This is a genomic window from Occallatibacter sp., assembly GCF_035317045.1.
Taxonomy (GTDB): domain Bacteria; phylum Acidobacteriota; class Terriglobia; order Terriglobales; family Acidobacteriaceae; genus Telmatobacter.
Genome location: NZ_DATHHT010000015.1, coordinates 1 through 3,194, shown reverse-complemented (window position 1 = coordinate 3,194; position 3,194 = coordinate 1). Strand labels below are relative to the sequence as shown.

1 protein-coding gene is annotated in these 3,194 nt (G+C 59.7%); it reads right to left on the bottom strand.

Annotated elements, in window-relative coordinates; translation table 11 throughout:
• Positions 1–3,144: SDR family NAD(P)-dependent oxidoreductase (locus VK574_RS06530; RefSeq protein WP_472799021.1), on the bottom strand; the 3,144-nt coding region annotated here is incomplete at its 3' end.
• Between the last annotated feature and the right edge of the window lie 50 nt (positions 3,145–3,194).

Here is a 3,194-nt window from a genome sequence, read left to right as displayed (position 1 = left end):
CTCCAGCAAGGGATTTTCCTGCATGCCCCGAAAGAATTGACGCCATTTTCTCCAATCAACCCGAATTGAAATCGCTTGGGCACTTCCCGCACGAAGGAACGATTCAAGCAGCGCCGTCGCTTCACCGGGCGAAATTGCAATCGTTCCCTGCCGGGCAAGAAAATCGGCGATACGCTCGTTGCGCGCGACAAAGCCTTCACCGCCGAGTACGCCCCAATTCACGCTAAGCGCAGGAAGGCCAAGCGCCTGACGATGATGCGCCAGGCTGTCGAGAAAGGCGTTCGCCGCACTGTAATTTCCCTGAGCGGGATTACCAAAAATGCTTGAGACAGAGGAGAACATCACAAAGCAATCGAGTTTCATTTCCCGGGTTGCTTCGTGGAGGAGCCATGCACCGTGCGCCTTTGGTCCGAGGACGGTTCGCATGCGTTCAGGCGTGAGCGCCGCGAGCGGTGCATCGTCGATTACCATCGCGAGATGAAAGAGACCGCGCAGCGGCTGTGCACCGGACTTGATTTCCGCAAAAAGTCGCCGCACGTCATCGGGCGCGCCGACATCCGCAGACACGACGCGCACTTCCACACCGCGCTTCTGCAGGTCCTCAACAAACTTGCTGGCCTCCGGACTGGAAGCGCCGCTCCGGCTCGTGAGCACAAGATGGCGCGCACCGCACTCAGCCAGCCACCGAGCCAGCACCTTTCCGTATCCTCCGAAAGCGCCGGTAATCAGATAGCATCCGTCCGGCTTGACCTCGAATCCCGGAGGGGGCAATTCACCGCGTCGCGGAACAAATGGCGTCGGGAATGCGACCACAACCTTGCCGATGTGTTTTCCACCAGCCATGAGGCGAAACGCGGAATCGACGCGGCAGGCAGGAAAGGCCCGGTAGGGAAGCGGCCGCAACGCACCCTTGTCGACCAACCCGGAAATCTCCTCCAGCATCTGGCGGGTCAGTTCTTCATTACCGTGGAAAACCGCATCCATAGCCACGACGTGGAACGACGCATTGTTGCGGAGGGGCCGAAGCGGGATGCGCGCGTTTTGGTAAATATCGCGTTTGCCGATCTCGATGAAGCGGCCGAATTCGGCGAGACAGGAGAGACCCATCGGAATCGCGTCCCCGGCGAGTGCGTTCAGAACGACGTCCACTCCCTTGCCATCGGTTATCTTCATCACCGACTCAGCAAAATCGCCGCGTCGCGAGTCGATCACGTGTTCCACTCCGAGCGTTTTGAGCAAAGCACGTTTGCTGGAACTACCGGCAGTGGCGATCACGTCCGCTCCAAGATGCAGTGCGATCTGGATGGCGGCCATTCCGACTCCACCTGCGCCCGCGTGAACAAGAACGCGCTCGCGCTCGCGGAGCCGCCCCACGTTTCGCAGCGCATACCACGCGGTCATGAAAACGACCGGTAACGTTGCTGCCGACTCAAATGTCAGATCCGCTGGAATCCGTCGAATGTCTCCCACGCGCGCTATGGCGTGAGTAGCAATTCCGAAGACGGCGAGCCCGAACACACTATCTCCTGGCGCGAGGTGCGTGACGTTCGATCCAACCGCTTTTATGATGCCGCTAACTTCGTCGCCAAAAATGCGCGCATCCGGAGCATCGCCTGGATAAAGTGCCAACGACTTGAGCACGTCGCGAAAATTCATTCCGGCCGCTTTCACTTCAATCAACACCTGACCTGGGCCGCACGGCGGCAGTTCGAACGGAGCAAAGCGCAGCGTGTCGAGACGACCGCGTTCGCGGCATTCCAAACGCAACGGTAGGGTCGGATCGAGCCACTGCTCTGAGGACAAGCGGCCGCGGTCCAGTCGTCGAACGTAGCGAGCTTCACCTCGCAAGGCGATCTCGCGTTCCCTGTCTTTGCGCGTTAGCTCGCCCCAAATCGATGCCGCATCTGCCGGGGACGGTTCCGGGGGAAGATCGATGGCGCGCCAAGAGAGGTTGGAATATTCGTTCAAAATGACGCGCATCAATCCGATGCTCGGCGCTAGCGCCACAGCCGTCGGTCGCGGATCGTTGCCGGCAGGCTGAGCGTTCCGCGTTACCAAGTCCAGGCGCAACCTTGCTGCGGGAGCGGCGGATTCGATCGCCTGGGTAAGATGAAGCAGGGCGTCCAGATTGGTCGCCATGTCCATCTGCCCGTCCAGATTCCAAAGATAAACGATGCGGTCAGGCAGGGAGCCCGCATAGGCGTCGACAAGGTTTTGCCAGTCTTCCAGCGTCCCCGGTCGCAAGGTAAAAGCGTCGTTGCCATCGAACTCGAAATGGTTTCCCTGCGAGGCGACGCGGCATCTGGCGCCCAGTACGCGCAGTCGCGAAACCAATTCATCACCCACTCCCGAGGCTTCGGCGAAAACAAGCCATGATTTCTCCTCCGGCGCTTGCAAGCGGGTCTCGGCCGGCACCGCAGCTTCCTCGTAGGACTTGCGTGCAAACAGGCCGATCTGACCTTCGCCTCCGGTTGGTCCAGTCAGACCGGGCAACGAAGTCGTTTCAACGAAACCAGCTTCCCGTAGCACCGTTTCCCATTGTCCTCTCTTGAGTAACGGTTGTTCCGGGCGCAGATCGCGATCAGTAAACCGCCACCAGCCGCTCGTTAGGCCGAAAACAGTCTCAGTCCAAAGTTGTGGCGTAGCCGTGTCCATGAAAATAAGGCTGCCCCCAGGGGCAAGCTGGCCATGCAAATTATGCAATGCGGCACGCACATCGCGGACGGCGTGCAGCACGTTGGTCCCGATAATGAAGTCGAATGCTCCTGCTTTGAGTTCCTGCTCCCCGCCTGGCTTTTCGAGATCGAAAATCTTGAACTCCACCTCCGAAAACGCCGCCAGCTTCTGCGCGGCGCCGGAAAAAAATGCGGCTGAGACATCGGTGAATGTGTAGGAATGCAAACCGCGCTCCAAGAGTGGTAGAACCTGCGACGCCAATCCACCTGTCCCCGCGCCGATCTCCAGGATGCGCAGGCCGCGTCCTTCGGGCAGACTTCGAGCGGCCGTGCTCACGGCAGCGGCGATGGCCCCGAGCCAGTGACTGGTGAAGAGACCGTCGCCATAGAATTGATCGAGCAACTCCGCGCCGATCCCCGAGAACAAAACCTGCACCGCATCCTTTTCGCCGCGCAAAATCGAACCCAACTCAGCACAGTTTCCTTCGCAAAGGAGCGCCTCGGGAAGATGTCCGGGGT